We start from the raw sequence: 5,591 nt of genomic DNA, 5'->3' as shown, positions 1-5,591 counted from the left end.
AAACGGCCTGCAAACCGGCCGAAATGCACGTCGCAATCGCTGCGCAGCCACGTCTGGGCGGCTCGTTTCTTCGAAAGCAGCGTCACTGGTGCGTTCGAAGGGTATTTTTTCAACGGCCTGTTAGGCGGGACCGGCAGCTTTTTCTCCTCGATCGTCGGTTTTTTGGGGTCTTCGCTCCGCGGAGGGCTGCTCTTATTCTTGATCACCAGATGTTGCGGTGTGGCAGGTACAGTGTGTGTCGGCGCCGACGTAGCAGGCGGGTTACCACCACTGTTCGGCTCGGCCGCGAAGGCTGCGCCACCAGATGCCAGCGATGCCATGAGGGCGACGGCGATGAAGGTGTTTCGTGTTTTCATGACGGTCTCCTTTTCAAGTGAGGTCGTGGTTGGAGGCCTTGGCCTTGCGGCGTTGGCTACGAGTGAGTCGGGTCGAGCAGCAGATTTCTTCAAACGTACCGCGCGTCAACCTGTCCAACTGCTCCTTGTCGAATTGCCTGTAGGGTGCCGGTGCTCAATCACGTCGGTGGGGGATAGCTGGCGCGCTGGACGATTGAGCACGCTGGTCAGCGGTTGGCGTAAGGCTGGTCGAACCAACGGCTGGTTCACCGGCCGGCTGTATGTTGCCGCCGCCCGCGCGCGGCTCGATTTTCGTCGGGGTGTAGCGGTTGTGGAACGGAGTATGACGTCCGCCCTCTTCCCTGGAGCGGGCGGCATCCGCCTTCGTAAGCTTGGCACCATTGGCAGTGGCGCCCCCGACCACGACCGGTTCTGCGGCATTGGTGGGTGAGGTTAGCAGGCTCACGGTAACGACCAGAAACGAAAAGCAATATTTGCACATCATGACCTTCTCCAGTGGCTGAACAATGGGTAGCGGCACACTCTGAGTCGTAGCGCGATCGGCTTTTCTTCATTCGGCCATCACCACCCACGCATCTGGGGATGCTGACACGATCACCATTGCATCAGCCCGCAACCTGTCACCTCATCTCGGCCGACGGGCGGTAAATCCCGGGCTGCCGCGCAAAGCCTCCCAGCGTCCGATGGGAGCCCTCGGGCAAGCCGTTGGGCAATCCAGGCAGTAACGAATGGGGCCGCGAACGATGTCCCCGTAAAGTAGCGCCCCCGGCCTACGGGTAACCACACATCCACACCTGGAGCGGCAAGCACGATATACGCCCCCTGGTTGCCCTGCGGCCAGGGGCTGGCTTGAGCATCCACAGCAGCCACCGCGAGCACGCCGGGATAGGCCGCGGGATAGGGTGGCTTTCCTTTTGGCCCCCCGTTGCCCGCTGCCGCGACGAAGGCGCGCACTCGCGGCAGGGTACGCTCGAGCACACGCGCGAGCACCTCATTGGGCACACTGCCAAGGCTTGCGTGGATGATTTCCACATGGCGGCCGACCAGCCAGTCCAAGGCTCGAGCAAGCTGGAAAGTATCGCCGCGCTCGCGCCCGTCGGGGCCGGGGGCGAGCACCACGGCCCAGACGAGCTCTGCCCCCGGGGCGAGCCCGGCAAAACCCGTCTCGACCCGGCAGGCGAGCGCGCAGGCCACGGCGCTGGCGTGGTCGCTTGTCGCATGGGCAGAGGCAAATGGTTGGACCGCCAGCTCGGCCACGTCGATTGCGAGGTTCGGATCGGGCGTGCCATCGATCACACCGATGCTCACCGGACGGGAAAGCTGCTCAGGGCGCGTGGCGCCGATGAGCGCGGTGGCGTACTGGCGGGCACGCACGCCGTCCTGCCCACTTTCCTGGGGATAGACGAAGGCGTTGCGGTCAAACGCGGCCGCTGGAAAACGTTCGCGCAGAGCAGCCAAGCTGGCGTCGAGCCGCTCATTCTCGACCCCGATAATCGCAATGTGGAGTCCGAGCGCAGCTAGACGCTGTTGTTCGATGAGCTCGCCCTGTATGGCTGTGGCCAACGCTGTCCCCTCCAATCCGTCGTCGAGCGTCCACACCGCCGCGATCTGTCCCGGTGCGAATTCCGGCGCACTCGCCCGGCCGTGGCCGAACAACACCGAAAAACCACGCATGACGGTACCAAGGTCGATCTGAACGCCAACGCCGTTGCGCGGTTCCACGTTTTTTTGTGGATAGGCCTGGCCAAACGCCGCAGCGCTGCACAACAGACTGGCGACCAAGAGAATGAGCCCGTTCTTCATTCGCTGACACTATCCACGATCGCGTTGTCGCTCAGGGCTTGCTTGGCGGCGGCGGCCTGATGGGTCGGCACGGCCAAGCGCCAAACGCCGAGGGGGCCTGGCCCGCCCACCGTGACTGCACCGATTGGCACGAGTGCCGCGCGGATTTGGGCCACCGTCGCGTCGTCGCGAAATACCACGCGCAGCTCTGCCGTCTCTGAGGTCGTTGCCACCTCTCCAAGGGGTTCGACGTCGATACCGCGGGGTGTCACCAGCGGAAAGACACCAACAGCTACCACGGCTGCCGTGGCCACGCCCAGTCCGTACGCCACGAGTGCACGCCACCACGACGGGAACAGGGTTGAATGCTTAGCCGGGAGGCGACGTTGCCATTCCGCTTCCGCCTCGAGTCGTGCTGACAAGCGCTGCCAGTTCGAGGCTTCATTGAAAGCGGGTGCGGACGCTTCGATCTGGCGGCGTGTGTGATCGAGCCAGCGCTGCTGAGCCGTATCGGTGGTGTCGAAAGGTTCCTTTGCAGGGAGATGAGACATGATCATGCCAATGAGTCGCCCTCTGCCGTCTGGTTCTTCAAACCCGTGGCCCGCGCCACGCAGTCCTTGAGCTTGCGCTTGGCATGATGGATACGGGTGGCGACAGTGTTGTCGGGTACGCCGACCACGCGCGCGATTTCCGCTATCGTCATGCCTTCGACCAAAGCCAAGTGCAGGCATTCCTTCTGCGGCGCAGGCAGTGCATCCATGCACGCAGCGACGACTTGCATGCGCTGATGCTCAACCAACCATTCATAGGGTGTCGGGTTGTCGTCAACGATGGAGACCAAGTCGTCTTCGGAGAGCGCGTTGTCCGCAAACTGCTGACGCGATCGCAAAACATCCAGCGCTTTGTGGCGCACGATACCCAGGATCCATGTGCGTACCTTGGAGCGCCCCGCAAAGCGTCCAGCTTGCCGCCAGACTTCGTAAAACGCATCGGCGACCACCTCGTCAGCATCGGCTTCGTTGCCGAGCATCCGCCAGGCGAAGCTGAACGCTGCGCTGGCGTGTCGTGCATGCAGGATCTGTAATGCCCGGGTGTCCCCAGAGGCGCATGCAGCGATCAACGTTGCATCCTCCATCCGTCAGCCTCGTTGTGCGAAATCTTGACCTGGTTGCGTGTACTTCTTGGCCCGACAATGTTGCAGCATTTTTTCGCCGTGCCTCGTGCCAGCGCTGTTCGTACTGTATCCGGCTGAGGCAGCCCAGCGACCCATGCAGCCTGCGGTGATGGCAGGAGGCCATCCCGTCCGTCACCGCCTGCCGCGCGCCTGCTCACGGGGGCCGAACTTGTGTCCCTGTGCGCTTGCCGTTTTCAGCCGCCCCAGCGGCTCAGGACTCGATAGCGAGGCGCTTCATTTTTTCCCAAAGCGTCTTGCGGCTGACGCCGAGCAATTCGGCAGCGCGGCCGATGCTGCCCGCGCTGACGACGCGTGCACCAGCGCGCCACCATCGCGTCGAGCTCGAAACGCTGCAGCAGCGATTCACCCATGATGGGGTCGTCTTCGGACAGCCCGCACGCTGCCCAGCCGCGCACCAGCCAGCCATCCAGCTGCCACGAAGACGTCGCCGAGGCCACGTTGCGGCTCATCACCGGACGCCACAACGTTTCGCCGCGTCGCCAACTCACTCCCACTCGATCGTCGCCGGCGGCTTGGAGCTGACGTCGTAGATCACGCGGTTGATGCCGCGCACCTCGTTGATGATGCGACTGGAGACGCGCTTGAGCAGGCTGTAGGGCAGCTCGGCCCAGTCGGCGGTCATGAAATCGCTGGTCTGCACCGCGCGCAGCGCCACCACGTAGTCGTAGGTGCGGCCGTCGCCCATCACGCCCACGCTCTTGACCGGCAGGAAGACCGCAAAGGCCTGGCTGACCAAGTCGTACCAGCTTTTGCCGGTATTGGGCTCGAGGGTCGAGCGCAGTTCCTCGATGAAGATCGCATCCGCCCGGCGCAACAGGTCGGCGTATTCCTTCTTGACCTCGCCCAGGATGCGCACGCCCAGCCCCGGCCCCGGGAACGGGTGGCGGTACACCATGTCGTGTGGCAGGCCCAGCGCCACGCCCAGTTCGCGCACTTCGTCTTTGAACAGGTCACGCAGCGGCTCCAGGAGCTTGAGACCCAGCTGCTCCGGCAGGCCGCCCACGTTGTGGTGGCTTTTGATGGTGACCGCTTTCTTGCTCTTGGCGCCGCCGGATTCGATCACGTCCGGGTAGATGGTGCCCTGTGCCAGCCATTGCGCACCGCGGGAGCCCGGGCGCGCGGCCTTGAGCTTTTCCGCCTCGGCCTTGAACACGTCCACGAACAGCCGGCCAATGATCTTGCGCTTTTGCTCCGGGTCGCTGACGCCGGCCAATGCGCGCAAAAACGGCTCGCTGGCGTCCACCCGGATGACCTTGGCGTGCAGCTTGCCGGCGAACATGTCCATGACCATGTCGCCTTCGTGCAGTCGCAGCAGGCCATGGTCAACGAACACGCAGGTCAGCTGGTCGCCAATGGCGCGGTGGATCAGCGCGGCAGCGACCGATGAATCCACGCCACCGGACAGCCCCAGGATCACCTCCTCGTCCCCCACCTGCTCGCGAATGGCCTGCACCGCCTCTTCGATGTGGTCGCGCATGATCCAATCGGGCTGCGCGCCGCAGATGTCCAGCACGAAGCGCTCCAGGATCGCGCGCCCCTGCACGGTGTGGGTGACCTCGGGATGGAACTGCACGCCGTAGAAACGCCGCGTCTCGTCGGCCATGCCAGCGATCGGGCACGAGTCGGTGCTGGCCATGAGCTTGAAGCCGGGCGGCAGCTCCACCACCTTGTCGCCGTGGCTCATCCAGACCTTGAGCATGCCGTGGCCCTCGGGCGTGTGAAAGTCGGCAATGTCCCTCAGCAGCGCCGTGTGGCCACGCGCGCGCACTTCGGCATAACCGAATTCGCGCACCGGCGAGCCCTCCACCTTGCCTCCCAGCTGCTGGGCCATGGTCTGCATGCCGTAGCAAATGCCCAGCACCGGCACACCGAGTTCGAAGACCGCATCCGGCGCACGGTCGTCCACCTCGTAGACACTGGCGTGGCTGCCCGAGAGGATGACGCCCTTGAGCCGCCCGTCGGCTGCATAAGCGCGCACCCAGTCGCTGCTGACGTCGCAGGGGTGCACCTCGCAATAGACGTGCGCCTCACGCACGCGGCGCGCGATGAGCTGCGTGACCTGTGAGCCGAAATCCAGAATGAGAATCTTGTCGTGTTGCATGGCGTGGGCGCGGGCGTGGAGGCCCGATGAATAGGGATAGGGGCGGTCAGTATGCCTGACCGAGCCCCTCCCACACCACCCGGCATGCGGGTCCGCACCGGGCGGTTCGAGAAGTTGAGGTCATGAGAGTCGGGGTAGGCCAAGTTGGTCGAAATAA

General features: G+C 64.1%; 6 protein-coding genes. All 6 read right to left on the bottom strand.

What is annotated here, in order from left to right; genetic code table 11:
* Positions 1-356 (bottom strand): hypothetical protein (locus Tther_RS12650; protein ID WP_221934039.1); only part of this gene is annotated, 356 nt, incomplete at its 3' end.
* 594 nt (positions 357-950) lie between these two features.
* Positions 951-2,159 carry a S8 family serine peptidase gene (locus Tther_RS12645; protein ID WP_143904428.1) on the bottom strand — a complete coding sequence of 403 codons (1,209 nt, stop codon included), beginning with the start codon at positions 2,157-2,159 and terminating at the stop codon, positions 951-953.
* Entirely contained in the window at positions 2,156-2,695 is a 540-nt protein-coding gene (locus Tther_RS12640) for a hypothetical protein (RefSeq protein WP_143904426.1), read from the bottom strand. The genes Tther_RS12645 and Tther_RS12640 overlap by 4 nt, the downstream gene beginning before the upstream one ends.
* Complete coding sequence (locus Tther_RS12635; protein ID WP_143904424.1) at positions 2,692-3,273, bottom strand: RNA polymerase sigma factor; 582 nt, start codon at positions 3,271-3,273, stop codon at positions 2,692-2,694. Before Tther_RS12635 ends, Tther_RS12640 begins: the two co-directional genes overlap by 4 nt.
* A 233-nt stretch (positions 3,274-3,506) precedes the next feature.
* Positions 3,507-3,782 (bottom strand): hypothetical protein, encoded by a 276-nt coding sequence (locus tag Tther_RS12630; RefSeq protein WP_425472837.1) that lies wholly within the window; start codon positions 3,780-3,782, stop codon positions 3,507-3,509.
* Between the two features lie 35 nt (positions 3,783-3,817).
* Entirely contained in the window at positions 3,818-5,434 is a 1,617-nt protein-coding gene (guaA, locus tag Tther_RS12625; RefSeq protein ID WP_143904420.1) for a glutamine-hydrolyzing GMP synthase, read from the bottom strand.
* Between the last annotated feature and the right edge of the window lie 157 nt (positions 5,435-5,591).

It is taken from the genome of Tepidimonas thermarum, assembly GCF_007556705.1.
Taxonomy (GTDB): domain Bacteria; phylum Pseudomonadota; class Gammaproteobacteria; order Burkholderiales; family Burkholderiaceae_C; genus Tepidimonas; species Tepidimonas thermarum.
This window is presented reverse-complemented; position numbering and strand designations above follow the sequence as displayed.